Annotated in this window: 14 protein-coding genes; 4 read left to right on the top strand and 10 right to left on the bottom strand. The window is 64.7% G+C overall.

Annotation, left to right across the window (positions count from 1 at the left end):
• Positions 1 to 187: 187 nt before the first annotated feature.
• Positions 188 to 2920: a preprotein translocase subunit SecA gene (gene secA, locus ACUXVX_RS00720; protein ID WP_446309948.1), complete on the bottom strand. Its 2733-nt coding sequence runs from the start codon at positions 2918 to 2920 to the stop codon at positions 188 to 190.
• 181 nt (positions 2921 to 3101) lie between these two features.
• On the opposite strand from secA, the gene ACUXVX_RS00715 reads away from it, so the two are divergent.
• The 4 genes from ACUXVX_RS00715 to ACUXVX_RS00700 all read left to right on the top strand — a co-directional run bounded on the left by ACUXVX_RS00715 (position 3102) and on the right by ACUXVX_RS00700 (position 5916).
• Entirely contained in the window at positions 3102 to 3989 is an 888-nt protein-coding gene (locus tag ACUXVX_RS00715) for a peptidylprolyl isomerase (protein ID WP_261385422.1), read from the top strand.
• Positions 3989 to 5212: a bifunctional glutamate N-acetyltransferase/amino-acid acetyltransferase ArgJ gene (gene argJ, locus ACUXVX_RS00710; RefSeq protein ID WP_222496306.1), complete on the top strand. Its 1224-nt coding sequence runs from the start codon at positions 3989 to 3991 to the stop codon at positions 5210 to 5212. The genes ACUXVX_RS00715 and argJ overlap by 1 nt, the downstream gene beginning before the upstream one ends.
• Positions 5209 to 5607 carry an 8-oxo-dGTP diphosphatase MutT gene (mutT, locus tag ACUXVX_RS00705; RefSeq protein ID WP_222471522.1) on the top strand — a complete coding sequence of 133 codons (399 nt, stop codon included), beginning with the start codon at positions 5209 to 5211 and terminating at the stop codon, positions 5605 to 5607. Before argJ ends, mutT begins: the two co-directional genes overlap by 4 nt.
• Positions 5608 to 5778: 171 nt before the next feature.
• Positions 5779 to 5916: a hypothetical protein gene (locus ACUXVX_RS00700; protein WP_222471523.1), complete on the top strand. Its 138-nt coding sequence runs from the start codon at positions 5779 to 5781 to the stop codon at positions 5914 to 5916.
• 295 nt (positions 5917 to 6211) lie between these two features.
• Here ACUXVX_RS00700 and infB read toward each other — a convergent pair whose 3' ends face one another.
• The 9 genes from infB to ACUXVX_RS00655 form a co-directional block, all read right to left on the bottom strand.
• The gene (gene infB / locus ACUXVX_RS00695) at positions 6212 to 8740 is read right to left on the bottom strand and encodes a translation initiation factor IF-2 (RefSeq protein ID WP_222496308.1); all 2529 of its coding nucleotides are present in this window, start codon (positions 8738 to 8740) and stop codon (positions 6212 to 6214) included.
• Positions 8730 to 9368 carry an RNA-binding protein gene (locus ACUXVX_RS00690; RefSeq protein ID WP_222471673.1) on the bottom strand — a complete coding sequence of 213 codons (639 nt, stop codon included), beginning with the start codon at positions 9366 to 9368 and terminating at the stop codon, positions 8730 to 8732. Before ACUXVX_RS00690 ends, infB begins: the two co-directional genes overlap by 11 nt.
• 21 nt (positions 9369 to 9389) lie before the next feature.
• Entirely contained in the window at positions 9390 to 11153 is a 1764-nt protein-coding gene (gene nusA, locus ACUXVX_RS00685; protein ID WP_222471526.1) for a transcription termination factor NusA, read from the bottom strand.
• Entirely contained in the window at positions 11153 to 11740 is a 588-nt protein-coding gene (rimP, locus tag ACUXVX_RS00680; RefSeq protein WP_222471527.1) for a ribosome maturation factor RimP, read from the bottom strand. Before rimP ends, nusA begins: the two co-directional genes overlap by 1 nt.
• Positions 11741 to 11901: 161 nt before the next feature.
• Positions 11902 to 13773 carry a rhamnan synthesis F family protein gene (locus ACUXVX_RS00675; RefSeq protein ID WP_446309947.1) on the bottom strand — a complete coding sequence of 624 codons (1872 nt, stop codon included), beginning with the start codon at positions 13771 to 13773 and terminating at the stop codon, positions 11902 to 11904.
• 54 nt (positions 13774 to 13827) lie between these two features.
• Complete coding sequence (locus ACUXVX_RS00670) at positions 13828 to 14901, bottom strand: NAD-dependent epimerase/dehydratase family protein (RefSeq protein WP_446309946.1); 1074 nt, start codon at positions 14899 to 14901, stop codon at positions 13828 to 13830.
• A gap of 12 nt (positions 14902 to 14913) precedes the next feature.
• A complete protein-coding gene (locus tag ACUXVX_RS00665; RefSeq protein WP_446309945.1) occupies positions 14914 to 15693 on the bottom strand; it encodes a sulfotransferase domain-containing protein in 780 nt (259 codons plus the stop codon).
• A 4-nt stretch (positions 15694 to 15697) separates the two neighbouring features.
• The gene (locus ACUXVX_RS00660; protein WP_446309944.1) at positions 15698 to 16783 is read right to left on the bottom strand and encodes a GSCFA domain-containing protein; all 1086 of its coding nucleotides are present in this window, start codon (positions 16781 to 16783) and stop codon (positions 15698 to 15700) included.
• Between the two features lie 6 nt (positions 16784 to 16789).
• A complete protein-coding gene (locus ACUXVX_RS00655; protein ID WP_446309943.1) occupies positions 16790 to 17584 on the bottom strand; it encodes a hypothetical protein in 795 nt (264 codons plus the stop codon).
• Positions 17585 to 17609: the final 25 nt, after the last annotated feature.

The following is a 17609-nucleotide window of genomic DNA, read 5'->3' as shown; positions in this document are numbered from 1 at the left end:
ATGGGGGAAACATTTAACGACAGAGTTGGGCGCGGACGGGGCGCGAATGGGCCATTTGTGGCCGTGGCGGGGCCAGGGCGTTGCAGGATGTTGAGGGCGCGGGCCGAAAAGGCCGCGACATATGGGAAAACGCAAAAGGGGCGGCCTTATCGCCGCCCCATTTGTTGTTTCGCTCTGGTGGGCAATCTCAGGTGAGTGCGCCGTGGCAATGCTTGAACTTCTTGCCGGAACCGCAGGGGCAGGCGTCATTCCGGCCCGGATTGCCCCAAGTGTTGGGGTCGGCCTCGTCGAAGCCCGGGATGGCGCCGGGAAAGGCGCCCTCGCCCGCCTGCGGGGCTGCGGCCTCGGCGGTATCAGCCTCGGCGGCGTCGGCGGAAGCCGCGGCAAGGCCGGGATGCTGCGAGGCGAGCTGCTGCATCATCTGGGCCTGCTCCTCTTCCGTCAGCGGACGGATCTGGGCCAGCTTCTGGCTGACCTCCTCACGGAGACTGTCGAGCATGCCCTCGAAGAGCTGGAATGCCTCGGTCTTGTACTCGTTCAGAGGGTCGCGCTGGGCATAGCCGCGGAAGCCGATGACCGAGCGGAGGTGCTCTAGGGTCAGCAGGTGCTCGCGCCATTTGCCATCGATGGTTTGCAGCAGAACCTGCTTTTCGATGTTGCGCATGGTGTCGGGGCCGAACTGCGCGGCCTTGGACGCCATCATCTCGTCGGAGGCCTTCTCGATGCGCTCGGCGATCTCGTCTTGGTCGACGCCCTCTTCCTGCGCCCAGTCGATCACCGGCACGTCGATGTTGAGCTTTTCGATCAGCGCCGCGTAGAGCTTTTCGGCCTCCCACTGGTCGGCGTAGGTCTTGGGCGGCATGTACTCGTCCACCAGCTCGTCGACCACCTCGTGGCGCATATCGGAAACGATCTCGGAGAGGTCCTGGCTCTCCATGATCTCGCGGCGCTGCTTGAAGATGACCTTCCGCTGGTCGTTCATCACGTCGTCGAACTTGAGCAGTTGTTTGCGGATGTCGAAGTTGCGGCCCTCGACCTTTGCCTGCGCGCGTTCGAGCGACTTGTTCACCCAGGGGTGGATGATCGCCTCGCCCTCTTTCATGCCGAGCTTGGAGAGCACGGCATCGAGACGCTCGGAGCCGAAGATGCGCATCAGGTCATCTTCGAGCGAGAGATAGAAGGAGGTGCGGCCCGGGTCGCCCTGACGGCCGGAGCGGCCGCGCAGCTGGTTGTCGATCCGGCGGCTCTCGTGCCGTTCGGAGGCCAGCACGAAGAGGCCGCCTGCCTCCTTCACCGCCTCTTCATCGGTCTTGTGCGCCTCTTCAATGCGGGCGCGGATCTCTTCGGTGTCGCCCTCGGGATCGGCGGCGATGGCCTCCATCACCTTGAATTCGACGTTGCCGCCCAGTTTGATGTCGGTCCCGCGACCGGCCATGTTGGTGGCGATGGTCACCGCCCCCAGCTTGCCAGCGTCGGCGACGATCTGGGCCTCCTGCTCGTGCTGGCGGGCGTTCAGCACGTTATGCTTGATGCCGGCCTTTTCGAGCAACTGGCTCAGGATCTCGGATTTCTCGATGGAGGTCGTGCCCAGCAGCACCGGCTGGCCCTTTTCATTGGCCTTGCGGATGCGCTCGACGATGGCGTCGTACTTCTCTTTCGTCGTCCGATAGACCGCATCGTGGTCGTCTTTCCGGGCGATGGGCTTGTTGGTGGGCACCTCGACAACGCCGAGCTTGTAGATCTCGGCAAATTCGTCGGCCTCGGTGAGCGCGGTGCCGGTCATGCCGCCGAGCTTGTTGTAGAGGCGGAAGTAGTTCTGGAAGGTCACGGAGGCCATGGTGACGTTCTCGGGCTGGATCTCGCAGCCTTCCTTCGCCTCGATCGCCTGGTGCAGACCATCCGACAGGCGCCGCCCGGCCATCATCCGGCCGGTGAACTCGTCGATCAGCATCACCTCGCCGTTGCGGACGATGTAATCCTTGTCCTTCTGGAAGAGCTTGTGGGCCTTCAGCGCCTGCGTGGCGTGGTGGACGATGGTCGTGCTCTCCGGGTCGTAGAGCGACTGGTCTTCCGGCAGGATGCCCTCGGCGTGAAGCCGGCCCTCGAGATACTCGTTGCCCTCGTCGGTGAGGGTGACGTTTCGGGTTTTCTCGTCCTTGGTGTAGTGCTCGTCGGTCAGCGAGGGGATCACGCCATCGAGGGTCATGTAGAGCTCGGAGCGGTCCTGCGAGGGGCCGGAGATGATGAGGGGCGTCCGGGCCTCGTCGATCAGGATGGAGTCCACCTCGTCGACGATCGCGAAGTTATGGTCGCGCTGATACATCTGGCTCAGCTCGGACTTCATGTTGTCGCGCAGGTAGTCGAAGCCCAGCTCGTTGTTGGTGGCGTAGGTGATGTCGCAGGCGTAGGCCGCCTTCTTCTCGCCGTCGGGCTGCTGCGGGTAGACGACGCCGGTGGTCAGGCCGAGGGCGCCGTAGACCTTGCTCATCCACTCGGCATCGCGCTTGGCGAGGTAGTCGTTGACGGTGACCACGTGCACGCCCTTGCCGGTGAGTGCGTTGAGGTAGGCCGGGAAGGTGGCCACGAGGGTCTTGCCCTCGCCGGTCTTCATCTCGGCGATGTTGCCCTCGTGCAGGAAGATGCCGCCCATCAGCTGCACGTCGAAGGCGCGCAGGCCGAGCGCCCGCTTGGCGGCCTCGCGGCAGTTGGCGAAGGCCTCGGGCAGCAGGGCATCGAGGCTCTCGCCGCCCATCGCCCGCTTGGCCAGCTCTTCGGTCTTTTCCTTCAGCCCTTCGTCGGAGAGTTTTTCGAACTCCGGCTCCAGCGCGTTGATCTTTTCGACCAGCGGACGGGTGGACTTGATCTTGCGGTCATTGGCGGTGCCAAAGACCTTTTTCGCGACGGTACCCAGACCCAGCATATTCTCTCCGCTCGCCCTGCCTTGACGGTTTTGTGTGGCTGATCGCGCTTGCCGCCCTTCGCCTGCCCCCATAGAAACGCGGGCAGAGAAACGGGCTTGCGCCTTGGAACACAAGGCGATGTAAGACCCGAGACCCATAGTGTCAACGCCGCCGCAGGGGCGGCTGAGCAGGAGTAGATGTATGACCTTCCCCAAGATGATCGCACTGGGTGCCATGCTGGCCGTTGGCCTCGGTGCCGGTGCGATGGCGCAGGAAGCGGAAGAGGCGGCCCCCGAGGCGGCGGCAGAGGCTGCAACTGACGTGACCGCAGAGACCGTTGTGGCGACCGTGGCCGGTGTGGACATTACCGTTGGCCACATGATCGTGGCGCGCAAGAGCCTGCCCGAGCAATACGCCCAGCTGCCGCCGGAGGTGCTCTGGGAGGGGATCCTCGAGCAGCTGGTGCAGCAGACTGCGCTGGCCAGCGAGGCCGGTGAGCCGAGCAAGGAGACCGTTCTGGTGCTGGAAAACCAGCGCAGCGGCTACCTCGCCGGCGACGTGCTGGAGGCCGCTGCGATGGCCGCCGTGACCGATGAGGCGCTGGAGGCCAAGTACAACGAGCTTTATGCCGATGCCGAGCCGCAGCGCGAGTGGAACGCCGCCCACATCCTCGTGGAAACCGAGGAAGAGGCACAGGCGGTGAAGGAAGAGGTCGAGGGCGGCGCCGATTTTGCCGAGGTGGCCAAGGTCAAATCCACCGGCCCCTCCGGCCCCAATGGCGGCGCGCTGGGCTGGTTTGGTGCCGGCATGATGGTGCCCGAGTTCGAGACTGCCGTGATGGCGATGAAGGCCGGTGAGGTGAGCGCCCCGGTGCAGACCCAGTTCGGCTGGCACGTGATCAAGCTCAACGAGACCCGCCTGAAGGACAAGCCCGACATGGCCGCGGTAAAGGACCAGCTGACCGAAGAGGTGCAGCGCGCCGCCGTGGACGAGGTGATTGCCTCCGCCGTGGAGAAGGCCGGTGTGGAAAAGGCCGAGGGCGAGATCCCGGCTGCCGTTCTCAACGACTTCAGCCTTTTGGAGGACTGATGGGCAAGTACCCCGTTTCGCCGCTGGCGCCCGAGAGCTTCCCCGATCTGCCAGTGATCGGGGGGGTGAAGTTTGCCGCTGTAGAGGCCGGGGTGCGCTACAAGGGCCGGCTCGACGTGATGCTGGCCCTGCTCGACCCGGGCAGCGTGGTGGCGGGTGTGTTCACCCGTTCGGCCACCCGCTCCGCCCCGGTGCGGGACTGCGAGGCGAAGATCCGCAAGGTGAGCGACGCGGGGGCGGCCATTCTGGTGAACTCCGGCAACTCCAACGCCTTCACCGGCGGGGCCGGGCAGGAGAGCGTGGAGGCGATCTGCGCCGCCGTGGCCGAAGCGGCGGATGTGCCTAAGGCTCGCGTGTTCACCGCCTCGACCGGGGTGATCGGCGAGCGGCTGCCGCATGACCGGATCACCGGCAAGCTCGGGGAGCTGGTAGACGGCCTCGACGAAGGCGGCATCGAGCTGGCGGCCAAGGCGATCATGACCACCGATACCTTTGCCAAGGGCTCCACCCGCGAGGTGGCGCTGAAGGGCGGGACGGTGAAGATTGCCGGGATCGCCAAGGGCTCGGGCATGATTGCGCCGGATATGGCGACGATGCTGGTGTATATCTTCACCGATGCGAAGATCAGCCGCGATGCGCTGCAGAGCATGGTGAGCTGCCACAACGAGACCACCTTCAATGCGATCACGGTGGATGGCGATACCTCGACCTCCGACACGCTGATCTGCGCCGCGACCGGCGCCTCGGGCGTGGAGTGCGACCAGAGCGAGGAGTTCGAGGCGGCACTGGCCGAGGTGATGAAAGACCTCGCCCATCAGGTGGTGAAGGACGGCGAGGGCGCAACCAAGTTCGTGGCCGTGAAGGTCACCGGCGCGGCCCATGATGCCGATGCCAAGCGGGTGGCGATGAGCATCGCCAACTCGCCGCTGGTGAAGACCGCGATTGCGGGCGAAGACCCGAACTGGGGCCGGATCGTGATGGCTGTGGGCAAGAGCGGCGCCGAGGCTGACCGCGACAAGCTGACCATCAAGTTCGGCGAGGTGCTGGTGGCCGAGAACGGCTGGGTTGCACCGGGCTACTCCGAGGAGCAGGGCGCGGGCTACATGAAGCTGCCCGAGCTGGTCATCCGGGTCGACATGGGGCTGGGCAAGGGCCGGTTCACCGCCTGGACCTGTGACCTGACGCATCAATACATCTCGATCAACGCCGATTATCGGTCGTGAAGGTTGTTCTGGTTGCTGCCGTCGCGCTGATTGACGTGGACGGGCGGGTGTTGCTGGCGCAGCGCCCCGAGGGCAAGAGCATGGCCGGGCTTTGGGAGTTTCCGGGCGGCAAGGTGGAGCCGGGGGAGACGCCGGAGGCGGCGCTGATCCGCGAGCTGCATGAGGAGCTCGGGATCGAGACATGGCAGAGTTGCCTTGCGCCGCTCACCTTTGCCTCGCATGGCTATGACGACTTTCATCTGTTGATGCCGCTGTTTGCCTGCCGCAAGTGGGGCGGCACCCCGCAGGGGCGCGAGGGGCAGGTGCTGAAGTGGGCGCGGGCGAGTGAGCTGCGCGACTACCCGATGCCGCCCGCGGATGTGCCGCTGATTCCGATTCTGCGCGACTGGCTTTGACCGGGGCGTTGCCGGGCCTTTCCCAAGGCATTTGACCGGAATCGATGCGCGGATTTCCGCGAAGTGCCCGAAATTTGGGCGGAATTCCAGAATGCACGTTCAGATTGTAAGTGATCCTTAAACGATTATCGGCTAGCTTCACCCAAGGTTAAGCCACCGCGGGGAGTGAACATGCTACGTACAATCGTTCTGGGAAGCTGTGTTTCGGTTCAGGGCACCTTTGTGAAGGCGCTCGCTGACGGACGGGTTGTGGTGCGTGTGGGCGCACGGGACTTTACCGGCCGTCCGGTGGATGCCGTCGCCGCCTGAGCAAGCCCGCCAGTTTGAGACGTTTGGACAGCCCGCGTTGGGGACGACGCGGGCGTTTTGCTGTTTGGGAGCTGGGTGAGGCGCCGGGGCGGTGCGCTGATGGCAGGAGGCGTTGGCCCCAAGCCGCGCCTGTTATGGCCGGTATCAGCAAGTTCAGCACCGAGTCCGCCGTCGTGATCCGAGAACTGCAGACCTCAAATAGCGGGTTGAGGACGTGACAGCCCCCGCCACAAAGGCAGACCGGGGCGCGTGGCCCCGGTCAAATCCTTGATCGATGTCTTGACAGATCGAGCGCCTAGAGCGTGCGCTCGACTTCCTTGCGGGTGAAGATCTCGATGACATCGCCTTCGCGGATGTCGTCGTAGTTCTCGAAGGCCATGCCGCATTCCTGACCGGAGATGACCTCGGACACCTCGTCCTTGAAGCGCTTGAGGGTCTTCAGCGTGCCTTCGTGGATCACCACGTCGTCGCGCAGCAGGCGGACGCCGGCGGAGCGGCGGGCAACGCCCTCGGTCACAAGACAGCCGGCAACCTTGCCGACGCCGGTGACCTTGAAGACTTCGCGGATCTGCGCGTAGCCGATGAAATCCTCTTGGATCTCGGCGGAGAGCAGGCCGGACGCGGCGGCTTTCACGTCGTCCACGAGGTCGTAGATCACCGAGTAGTAGCGGATCTCGACGCCCTTCTGGTTGGCGGCCTGACGTGCGGGCGCATTGGCCCGGACGTTGAAGCCGATGACCGGCGCACCAGAGGCTTCGGCAAGGCCGATGTCGCTCTCGGTGATGGCGCCGACGCCGTAGTGCAGCACGCGCACACGGACCTCGTCGTTGCCGATCTTCTCCATCGCCTGGATGATCGCTTCGGCAGAACCCTGCACGTCGGCCTTCACCACGATGGGAAGCTCGGAGACGTCCTTGTCGTCCTTGGCCTTCTGCATCAGCTGCTCAAGGGTGGTCGCGGCACCGGCGGCGGCGCGTTTTTCCTTGGCGGCATTCTCGCGGTACTCGGCGATCTCACGTGCCTGCGCCTCGGAGGAGACCACGTTGAGCACGTCGCCCGCCTCGGGGGTGCCGTTGAGGCCAAGCACCTCGACGGGCACGGAGGGGCCTGCCTCGGCCACCCGCTCGCCCTTGTCGTTGACCAGCGCACGGACCTTACCCCACTGCTCGCCGACGACGAAGATGTCGCCCTGCTTGAGCGTGCCGTTCTGCACCAGAACGGTGGCGACGGGGCCGCGGCCCACATCGAGCTGGGCTTCGATCACGGCACCCTGCGCGGCGCGCTCGGGGTTGGCCTTGAGTTCGAGCACCTCGGCCTGAAGCGCGATGGCTTCGAGCAGTTCATCAAGGCCCTGCCCGGTGTGGGCGGAGACCTCGACATCCTGCACATCGCCCGACATGGCCTCGACGATCACTTCGTGCTGAAGCAGATCGGTGCGGACCTTCTGGGCGTTGGCGGCGGGCAGATCGATCTTGTTGATCGCCACGATCATCGGCACACCGGCGGCCTTGGCGTGGTTGATGGCTTCGATGGTCTGCGGCATCACCGCGTCATCGGCGGCCACAACGAGCACCACGATATCGGTCACCTGCGCACCGCGGGCACGCATGGACGTAAAGGCGGCGTGGCCGGGCGTGTCGAGGAACGACAGGACGGCGCCGCTCTCGGTGGTCACCTGATAGGCACCGATGTGCTGGGTGATCCCGCCTGCCTCGCCGGCCACGACCTTGGCGTCGCGGATGGCATCGAGCAGCGAGGTTTTGCCGTGGTCGACGTGGCCCATGATGGTGATCACGGGCGCGCGCGGCTTGAGATCTTCTTCCTTGTCGTCGGCGGTCTCGATGACCTGCTCCACGTCGGCGTCCGACACGCGGACGACCTTGTGGCCGAACTCTTCGATGATCAGCTCGGCGGTGTCGGCGTCGATCACCTGGTTCTGGGAGACCATCATGCCGTTCTGCATGAGCGCCTTCACCACCTCGGCGACGCGCTCGGCCATGCGGTTGGCCAGCTCGGAGACGACGATGGTTTCGGGCAGCTGAACGTCGCGCACGACCTTCTCGCGGTTGTCACCGCCGCCGAGAGCCTTCTGGCGGGCGCGCTCCTGCTTGCGTTTCATCGCGGCCAGCGAGCGCTGACGCCCGCCTTCGCCGCCTGAGAGCGCCTGGTTCAGGGTGAGCTTGCCGGAGCGGCGGCCGCCGTCATCGCGGGAGCCTTTGCCCCGGTTGTCACGGTTGTTGTCGCGGTTGTCGCGGTCGTCCCGACGGGGGGCGGGGCGGTTGCCACCGCCACGGGCGCCATCCTCGGCAGGGGCCGGGCCGGGCTGGGCGGCGGCAGCAGCGGCGGGCGGCGCGTTACGCTCTGCCTTTTCGCGGGCCTTCGCCTCTTCGGCCTCGCGCTTCTTGCGGGCGTCTTCCTCTTCTTTCGCCTTCAGGGCTTCCTGACGTTCGCGCTCTTCACGCTCCTTCGCCTCGGCCTCTTCACGGCGGCGCTGGCGCTCGGCCTCGCGCTCTTTCTCTTCGGCCTCGCGGCGCTTGGCCTCTTCGGCCTCGGTCGCCTTGGCGGCGGCGAGGGCCTTCAGCCGGCGCTCCATCTCGGCGTCGGAGATGCCTGCGGGGCGCTTGGACGGATCGGAAGCGGCACCCGCTGCAGCAGCGGCGCCGGCGCCAGCCGTGGGCGCACCGGGCTTGGGTACCACAACGCGCTTGCGCTTGGTTTCCACCACGACGTTTTTCGTGCGTCCGTGCGAGAAGCTCTGCTTCACTTGTCCGGAGCGCGGGCCGCCGCGCAGCCCAAGGGTCTTTTTGCCGTCACTATCGCTCATGCGATGTTCGTCCTTTCCGGGGCGTATCCCCGCTTTCTTCGCGCAAAGCGCCAAGCTTTGCGGCGTCTTCTACAACACGCTTCGTGAGTCCACCAGACGCAAGAGCGGCGTGTATCACATGTTCCCTGCCGAATGCCAAACCGATTTCGTTTGCGGTCAGGCAGCCCAGGAAGGTGCCCTTTCCGGGCGGAGAGCTGAGCTTCGACTTGCCCCGCTCGGAGCCATCGGAGGCTTGGATCAGCAGTCGCGCCTCCTCGGTCAGGAGCCAGCCTTTTACCTTTTCGTATCCCGCCACCGCGCGGCCCGACTTGCGGGCGAGGGCGATGCCGTCCGTCACCCGCTTGACCAGCAGGCGCTCGACCGTCTCGACCAGATCCTCTGGCACCTCGACCGGAGCCTTGGCGGCGCGGGCGAAGAGCTTTTTCTTCACCGCCTTCTCAAGCGCGGCGCGGCTGGGCGAAACCCAGATGCCGCGGCCCGGCAGTTTGGCCGAAATGTCGGGAACGATCTCGCCGGAGGGCCCCACGACGAAACGGACGAGGTGAGATATAGGGCGCACCTCGCCCGTTGCAATGCACTTGCGTTCGGGCGTTTCACCCTTTGTTGTATTGCGTCCGCCGCGGCTCAGGCCGGTGTCCGGAGCCTGAGATCAGGCTCCGGCCTCCTCTTCTTCTGCGGGCGCGTCTTCGCCCTCGTCCTCGGCGGCCAGCTCGGCAGGGTCGACCCATCCAAGGGCGATCCGGGCGGACATGACCATGTCTTGCGCCTCTTCGAGCGAGAGCTCGAACTTCTCGAGGATGCCATCGTCCTTCACGCGCTCGCCGTCGACGGTGGTCCAGCCGCCGGCCAGCTCCCAGTCGGCGCAGGTGGCGAAGTCTTCGAGGGTTTTTACCCCATCTTCGGCCAGCGCCTCGATCATCTGGGGCGTCAGGCCTTCGAAGTTCACGAGGCTGTCTTCGACGCCAAGCTCGCGGGCGTGCTCGAGCGCCTTGCGGTTCTGCTCGTCGAGATAGTCGCGAGCGCGGGCCTGAAGCTCGCCTGCGGTGCCTTCGTCGACGCCGTCGATCACCAGAAGCTCGTCGAGCTCGACATAGGCGACCTCTTCGAGCGAGGTGAAGCCCTCGGACACCAGAAGCTGGGCGAAGAACTCATCCAGATCGAGCGTATCCATGAAGAGCTTGGTGCGCTCTTCGAACTCGGCCTGACGGCGGGCGCTCTCTTCTTCTTCGGTCAGGATGTCGATATCCAGCCCGGTCAGCTGCGAAGCGAGGCGCACGTTCTGGCCACGGCGGCCGATGGCGAGCGAAAGCTGCTCGTCGGGCACCACGACCTCGATCTTGCCAGCCTCTTCATCGAGCACGACCTTGGAGACCTCGGCGGGCTGGAGGGCGTTGACGAGGAAGGTTGGCTGATCGTCGTTCCACGGGATGATGTCGATCTTCTCGCCTTGCAGCTCGTTGACCACGGCCTGCACGCGGGAGCCGCGCATACCCACACAGGCACCGACCGGGTCGATGCTGCCATCGTAGGAGATGACGGCGATCTTGGCGCGGGAGCCGGGATCACGGGCGACGGCCTTGATCTCGATGATGCCGTCGTAGATCTCGGGCACTTCCATCTTGAAGAGCTCGGCCATGAACTCGGGCGCGGTGCGCGACAGGAAGATCTGCGGGCCACGCTGCTCGCGGCGCACGTCCTTGATATACACACGGATGCGGTCGCCGGGGCGGTAGCTTTCGCGCCCGATCTTCTCGTTGCGGCGCAGCACAGCCTCGCCCGCGCCGATATCGACGATGACGTTGCCATACTCTTCGCGCTTCACCAGACCGTTGATGATGGTGCCGGCGCGGTCCTTGAACTCTTCGTACTGGCGGTCACGCTCGGCTTCGCGGACCTTTTGCAGGATGACCTGCTTGGCCGACTGCGCGGCGATCCGGCCCATCTCGACGGGCGGAACCTCATCGACCAGCTCGTCGCCATCGGTGGGGGCAGTATCCTGATCGACGCCCTCGGCAAGGGCGCGGTCCAGATCGGAGGGGGTGCGCAGGAGGAACCGGCGGATCGGCTGCGGCTCTTCATCCTCGGCCTCGGGCTGCGACATGCCGGAAACGACGATGTAATCCTTGCCCTTGGTGCCAAGGGTCTGGGCGGCGGCCTCGAGGGTCATCTCGGCCTGGTAGTTCTCCAGCTCCGGCTCGCCCTTGACGGTGCGGATGCGGGTGAAGGTGGCACGGCCGGTCTTGCGGTCGATGCTCACGCGGATGTCCATCTCGGCGCCGTAGCGCGACTTGGCGGCGCGCGCGAGGCTCTCTTCCATCGCCTCGATCACGAGACCCGGATCGATCATCTTTTCGCGGGCCACGGCCTCGGCGGTTTGCAGCAGCTCCAGCTGGTTTGCGGAAGTAATGGCCATCAGTTGTCCTCCTGACCGTCCATGAGGGTTTGCACCTCGTCAAATTGGGTTTCATCGACATGGCCTGCGTCCTTGCGGTGGCGCAGCACGTCGCGGATGAGGTCATCGGTGAGCACGAGCTTGGCGTCGGAGAGCCAGTCGAACTCTAGGCCGATGGTCACGGGTTTGCCGTGGTCTTCGATCTCGATAAGCACCTCGTTGCCTTCGGTGCCCTGAAGCTCGCCCTTGAAGCGGCGGCGCCCGTCGATCATCTCGGTGGTCTCGATCTTGGCCTCGTAGCCCTCCCAGCGGTCAAAATCCTTGAGCCGGGTCAGGGGGCGGTCGATGCCGGGGCTGCTCACTTCGAGCGTATATTCGTCCTCGATCGGGTCTTCCACGTCGAGCACGGCGGAGACGGCGGTGGAGATGCGGGCGCAGTCATCCACCTCGATCCCGCCTTCGGGCTTTTCGGCCATGATCTGGAGGTTGGCCGTTTTGCCGCCCATCAGGCGCAGGCGCACCAGCTCGAAGCCCATGCCCTCGATGACGGGCTGGACAATCTCGGCCATGCGCTGATCCATTCCGGTCTTGGCGATGAGGTCGGTCATAGGGGTGTGACTTTCAGGCACAAAAAAACGGGCGCTGCGGCCCGTCGGATTTTCCGGTGGAGCATCGGGGGTGGAGGCCGACGCTGCCGCTGTTGAGGGGGATATAGGCCCGTGCGGCGCGAATCGCAAGAGGGATTGGTGGGGCGGCGCGAACCGGCGGGTCAGGACAGCAGTTTGCGAACGAGCCGGGCGGTGGGGCGGAGCACGCCGTGGACGCCGGGGAAGCGCTGGAGAACGCGGCCATAGACGCGTTCGAGCCGGAGCCGGAGCCTGTGCTTGAGGCCGAGGCTGGTGCGGCGCAGGTGGTCGCGCTGCATCAGGACGTTGCCGGTGGGCATGTGGCCCGCGAGCATCTGGAGCTTGTATTCCAGCTTGGCGTAGTTCCGCGCGGCCTGCCGTGTGCTCATCACCGAGACGGTGCGGTAGCCTGCATCCTGCACGCAAAGCCCGATCAGCCGCTCCTGCACGTGGGCCAGCCCGCCATCGATATGGAAGGGCTCGCGGTTGTAATCATCCCAGAGCCAGTTCCACTCGAACATCCGGGCGAGGGCCGGGATGCGGAACCAAAACATGGTGCCGTAGGCGGTGACGGGGGTGAAGGGATCGAGCTGGAGCTTGATGCCCATGTCGCGGGCGAGCTCCTGCAGTGGGCGGCGGTTGTTGTGCCATGAGTGGCCGAGGGTGGCGAAGCCGATGTGGACCACGGGGGGGATGACGAGGCCGACATCAGGGTGCGCCTCGAACTGGTCCAGCAGGTTGGAGACGTATCCGGGGCTTTCAACGAGGTTGTCGAAGAGATGCTCCTTGAAGCTCTCCCCGACCCGCCGGGATACCTGTGGCGTGCGCTTGGAGTGCAGCCGCAGCGCCACCTCGAACTCGCCAGAGAGGGCGATATCGCGGAAGGTGATGAAGAGCGAAGACATGTCGCGGCCACGGTTCACTTGCACCTTGCGGACCGTGCGCAGGCCGGCGGGCCAGCCCTGCCCGTCGAGAAAGCTCTCGATGGCTGTGAGGTCCTCGTCGGTGGCGGTGGAGATGAAGAGGTGGGCCTTGCAGGGCAGATGGCAGATGCGCACCCAGAACTCGGGCATCATCTCGGCGTAGAAGGCGTGGATGAAGACGGCGACGGTGCCGAAAGCCCATCCGGCCTTGTCTGGCTGGGCAGCCTGGCTAGGCAGAACCTCGTATTGATCGGTGATGGCACAGAAGTCGCGCGCCGGCAGTTGGCGCAGGCAGAACCGGGTGACGAGGGTGTAGAGATCTGGGTTGATGCCCTCAAGCCGGTCGAGCGCGTCGCGCAGTTTGATCGCGTTCAGGTCGTGGAGGAGGGGATCGAGAAAGAGCAGGGCGCGGGGCATGACCGTGGCGCCGGGTCTGATGATGGTGTCGATCTCGAAGAGGGCGGGTGAGACCGTCTCTAACTCGGCGGACTCGAAGGGGAATTCGAGCGGAATGCCGTTTTGATCGAGATACTTGGCGAGCGGCAGGGTGCATTGGTTGTACTCGTCCCAGAAGTCACGGGCGGGCTGCAGACGGGCGAGCTCTGCCAGAAGGCCTGCATGGCCGAGGGCGTCTTTGCCGAGGATCAGGAGGTCAGGGCTTGGGGCACGGTCGAAGCCGGGGCGGGATAGCAGGCGCGGCTCGAGTTGGGGGTTGGTCCAATAGGGGGCCCAGACACCGCCGACCCCGAGCGCCAGACGCCGCAACGCGCCCTCCTCCGGGTCGATCAGGCCGATTGCGTGGTTTCCCGTCATGATGAGGGCATCGTGCGCGTGCGCGGCCTCTCCGAGGTGGGCGAGGCCGGATTGGTAGCCGCCGAAGACGCTGTGGATTGCGCCGTTGAAGCCGATTACCTCGATCCGGGCGCTGCCGATCGGGTCGAGGCGGCGCGTCAGGGTTTCGCTCGTGCCCTTGTGGCCGGTGACCACGATGAGGCGATCCACCTCATGGGAGAGGCGGCGGAGGAAATAGAGCATGTCTTCACTGTCATCCAGATTGGCCCCGATCGTGAAGATTGCTGCGGTTTTGCTCATGATCGCGCTACTTTCAATTGCATGCCGCAGGGGCTGGGGGCTGGCTGGATGGGGTCAGACCGCCGGGACTCTGGACCACTCCACAAGCCGCTGGAGCCCGGCTTCGAGTGATACCTGCGGGCGCCAGCCCAGCATGGTCCTTGCAGCGGAAATGTCTGCAACGGCATGGCGGATGTCACCCGGGCGGAACTCGCCGGTGATTTCAAAGCGGTCGGGGGCGGCGCCGAGCAGAGCCAGAAGGCGGCGGGACACATCGAGCAGGCTGACGGTTTCGCCTGAGCCGATGTCGATCGCGCGTTCGGGGAGTTGGGGCACTTCGGCCAGCGCGAGGAAGGCGCGGGCGACATCGTCGACATGGATGAAATCGCGCACTGCGTTGCCATCCTCGTAGAGCCGCAGGGCCAGCCCCTCTTGGATCTGGCGGACGAAGATGGAGAGGACGCCGGTGTAGGGATTGTTCAGCGACTGGCCTTCGCCGAAGACGTTTTGCATGCGCAACACGCCTACACCGACGGGGGTGCCCCAGAATGCCTGACGCAGCAGAAACTCCTGCATAAGCTTGGTGGATGCGTAGATGGATGTGGGGGCGACAGGGCAGGCAACGGCATCGGTGGGCACCGGGCTCAACCGCAGGCCGGTGGCGTCATGGGGGGCATAGTCGCCCGAGGCAATGTCTGCCGGGCGACGTTCGACCGCGGCGGCGGGGCGGCCATCAGGGCCGACGCAGGCCCCCTCGCCATAGACGGCTCGGGAACTGGCGAGGAGCACCCGGCGCACGCTGCCGACGGCGCGGATGGCCTCGACAAGGTTGGCGGTGCCGCCGACATTGACCTCGCAATAGCGGCCGACGAAATCGTAGGACTGGCCGGTTCCTGTCTCGGAGGCGAGGTGCACGACGATTGCGGGGGCCACCTGAGCGAGGGCATCCTGTAGCGCCGCCCGGTCGCGGATATCGCCCTGGATCAGCTTGCCGCCCGCCGCTTCGAAGCGCGCGCGGTTATCGGGATTGCCCTCATGGACCTGAGGCAGGAGACTATCGTAGGCGACCACCCTGTAGCGCTGCGCGAGCAGACCGGTCAATCGAGACCCGATAAAGCCCGCCCCCCCGGTGATGAAGACTGTCTCCATGCGCTTTCTCTTTCAGTAGCCCAACTCGCGCATCTTTACGGCGTGGCGCGTGTAGAATTGGTTCACCTGCTCCGAAGAGAGGTAATTGAGGTAATTGTCCTTCTGCCGCTTCCAGAAAAACTTGCCATTCCGGGCGGTGCGTTCATCGGCGTCTTCGAAGACCTTTTTCAGATTCACACCGCGAAAACCGAGGAACAGGCACATCTTGCGGGCCGTGAGCCGGAAATCGTCGATCAGGTCTTCGTAGCGCATCACATGCACGTCGAGGCCACTGCGTTTGAGGGCCATGAAACTGTCGATGTGCTCGAAGACTGAACCGAAAGCCCGGTTTTGTGGAAACAGGGTGACGTGCTCGCAGAAGATCGCGAACAGCTCCTCGAATTGCTCCGGCGTGAGGCTTTCGACGCTGTCGAATTGAAACGGCAGGCTGCGCCCGGCCTTGGGCGAGACGTTGCGCGACACGAAGTTGAGGTAGGACATGAACACATCCAACGGGTGGCGGTAGATGTAGATCACCTTGTCGGTCGTGAAGGGCTGGCCCTCATCTTCGGTCAGAAGCTGCTTGTGGTGCGACTTGTAGAAATACCAATCCGCGCCATTGAAGGACCAGGGGTTTTCCATGACCTTTCCGTAGTGAGTATCGGTCAGATACCGCTGGAGCGAGCCCGGATCATTCGGGACTCCGACGAGCGCGGCGATGAGGGCGCGCAGCCAAGTGTTTCCGCTCTTGGGGAAGGAATACAGCCCGACGACCTGATGCGCCGTTGTCATTTCGGGTGCGAATGGCTTCATGTTTCTAAGGCTCCCTCGGTACCAGCAACTCTTCATCACAAATAACATCGAGGTCTTTCTCGACCTCTGCGGTAAACCTGCGCGCCCGTTCGGCCGCATCATCCGCCCCGCGCGCCGTGGCTGGCGGGGTGGCGCGGGTGTAGTGGCGCATGAACAGGGACATCACATGGGCAACGCCGGATTCGCGCACTTCGCGAAAATCCTCGGCGTAGTAGCGACCGCGTGAGAAACTTGAGGTGATGACCTCGTAGGCCGGGAAATAGAAGCAATTCTCCACCTCGCGCTCCAACCGCTCGGCGGCCACGCGCAGCACGGCCTTGGAATAGCAGGTGGAGGTGATCACGCTGCGATCGGCACGGGCCGTGGCGACCAGCGGTACCGGGGAGACGGTAAGCAATATCCGCACCCTCGGGTTGCGGGCCCGCATGAAGGAGACGAAGGACTCGAAATCGCTGACGACCCGGTCGACCTCGAAATTGACGAACTCGAACTTGCCCGGATCGAAAGTTCCGCCCACGGCGCCGGGCACGACGGGAAAGATCGCGCCGTCGCGCTTGTCTCTCCAGGCTTCGGTCAGGCCGAGGGTGAAGACGAAGACATCGGCGGTTTCGATCATCTTGCGGACCGCGGCGAAGTGCAGGGCGCGCTGCTCGTCGAACTCGCCGCGGGAAAGGAAGCCGCCCGGCTGGATGTTGGGCCGGAAGGGATCGATCAGGGTGCCGTCTTCCCGCTCCCAGCATTGCTCGAGCGGCGTGAACTCGCGATAGGCCCGCCGGACGAGCTGCAGCAGTTGGCGGGCGGTGTAGATGTTGCCAAAGCGGGCGGTGAACACGCCATAGCCGTGCTCATGCGCGATCCCTTCGGTCAGCAGGGGGTGAGCCTTTTCGGTGACGAGGTAGTTGTAGCCCTGCGCGCGCAGGTGGCGGGAGATGTGCTGGGCAAAGCAGCTGCCAGCGGTGGCGATCTTCATGTCCGGCGTCAGCTCGAAACCGGCTGAGACGACCGGGTCGATCTCGCGCATGTCGTCGACCTGATGCGCCTTGGACCAGAAGGCGTGGTCGGGAAGGTCGGAGTAGGGTGTTTTGCCCATGCTCGATCAGTCCTCCGCAACTTCGTGGATGCGGGGGTCCGGAAGCTCAATCCCATGGCGTGCCATGAGGTGACGGTAGACCTCGTGGCCGTAGGTGGCGTTGCCGTGGGTCGGGTCGCGGTGCCAGTAGCGCTCTGCCAGAAAGCCGTTGTCATCGAAGATCTCGGCGGGCAGGTCGGCGACTTCGACGCGCCTCGGCCCGGCGTCTTCCGCCAGTTGCCGCAATATATCGACGTATAGTCGCCAGATCTTGAGGCGGAGGGGGGCCGGCGAGACGCCGTGCTCCTTTACACGCTCGGCAAAACTGCCGGGATTGTTGCGGATGTGCGCCTCGCTCGGGTTTGGCGGCGGTGGTGGGAGCACCTTGATCGGGCCACCATAGACCTCAGCGAAGGTGTTGATGAACAGGCCCACGTTGATCCGCGCCCGATCTTCAACGAACCGGCGGATGGCGCTGTAGGGGATTGGGTCTGCGCCGAGGAGGCGGGCTTCCGGCCCAAACGGGGTTTCAAAGTCGAAGGGTTCGGGATGCTGCAGCAGGGCAATGCTGTTGTACTCGTTGCCCATCGTCGCGAGGACCACCTCATCGGGGGCTTCACGCTTCAGGACGAAGGTAATCCTTTTCTTGAGGTTGGGCGTGATCTCGCGGGGCCCCGAGCTGAAGTTGGGCTCATTGGCTTTTGTGTTGAGGCGCATGAAGTAGGCTTCCACCTCGTCGGGGAGCTCGTCTCTGTGCAGCAGCGCGTAGTGAGCGCGTATGAGTGCGGACAGGTGACTGTGCCCGGCTGCCAGTAATTTCATGCTTGTGCCTTTTGCTTCACGCACC

Source organism: Vannielia sp. SX4 (genome assembly GCF_052828525.1).
This window is presented reverse-complemented; position numbering and strand designations above follow the sequence as displayed.

Bases quoted from the DNA above. Each gene is read 5' to 3' on its own strand.
- secA (WP_446309948.1), bottom strand. From the start codon at position 2,920: ATGCTGGGTCTGGGTACCGTCGCGAAAAAGGTCTTTGGCACCGCCAAT.
- ACUXVX_RS00715 (WP_261385422.1), top strand. From the start codon at position 3,102: ATGACCTTCCCCAAGATGATCGCACTGGGTGCCATGCTGGCCGTTGGC.
- argJ (WP_222496306.1), top strand. From the start codon at position 3,989: ATGGGCAAGTACCCCGTTTCGCCGCTGGCGCCCGAGAGCTTCCCCGAT.
- ACUXVX_RS00700 (WP_222471523.1), top strand. From the start codon at position 5,779: ATGCTACGTACAATCGTTCTGGGAAGCTGTGTTTCGGTTCAGGGCACC.
- infB (WP_222496308.1), bottom strand. From the start codon at position 8,740: ATGAGCGATAGTGACGGCAAAAAGACCCTTGGGCTGCGCGGCGGCCCG.
- nusA (WP_222471526.1), bottom strand. From the start codon at position 11,153: ATGGCCATTACTTCCGCAAACCAGCTGGAGCTGCTGCAAACCGCCGAG.
- rimP (WP_222471527.1), bottom strand. From the start codon at position 11,740: ATGACCGACCTCATCGCCAAGACCGGAATGGATCAGCGCATGGCCGAG.
- ACUXVX_RS00675 (WP_446309947.1), bottom strand. From the start codon at position 13,773: ATGAGCAAAACCGCAGCAATCTTCACGATCGGGGCCAATCTGGATGAC.
- ACUXVX_RS00670 (WP_446309946.1), bottom strand. From the start codon at position 14,901: ATGGAGACAGTCTTCATCACCGGGGGGGCGGGCTTTATCGGGTCTCGA.
- ACUXVX_RS00665 (WP_446309945.1), bottom strand. From the start codon at position 15,693: ATGAAGCCATTCGCACCCGAAATGACAACGGCGCATCAGGTCGTCGGG.
- ACUXVX_RS00660 (WP_446309944.1), bottom strand. From the start codon at position 16,783: ATGGGCAAAACACCCTACTCCGACCTTCCCGACCACGCCTTCTGGTCC.
- ACUXVX_RS00655 (WP_446309943.1), bottom strand. From the start codon at position 17,584: ATGAAATTACTGGCAGCCGGGCACAGTCACCTGTCCGCACTCATACGC.